The 257-nt window shown below is 58.0% G+C and carries 1 protein-coding gene; it reads right to left on the bottom strand.

Annotation, left to right across the window (positions count from 1 at the left end; genetic code table 11):
- A partial coding sequence (locus tag GCM43_RS25970; protein WP_193315756.1) for an Ig-like domain-containing protein occupies window positions 1-257 on the bottom strand: 257 nt, incomplete at both ends.

Below are 257 nucleotides of genomic sequence, written 5' to 3' on the forward strand. Positions count from 1 at the left end.
AGCTGTAGCTGCCATCCGGATTGACGGTAACCGTGCCATGCGACGGATCGCTGGCCTTGGTGTAGGTAACGGTGTCGCCATCCACATCACTCGCGGGTGGCAGATTGCCGGTCTTGACCGTGTCTTCCGACGTGGTAATCGTGGTGCCGCTGCCGACTGGTGCATCGTTGACCGGATCAATGACGATATTGACCACATAGGTATTGCTGCCGCCCTTGCCATCGCTGATGGTGTAGCTGAAGCTGTCGTTGCCGTTG

The sequence above is a fragment of the Janthinobacterium aquaticum genome, assembly GCF_009208565.1.
In the GTDB taxonomy this organism is placed as follows: domain Bacteria; phylum Pseudomonadota; class Gammaproteobacteria; order Burkholderiales; family Burkholderiaceae_D; genus Janthinobacterium.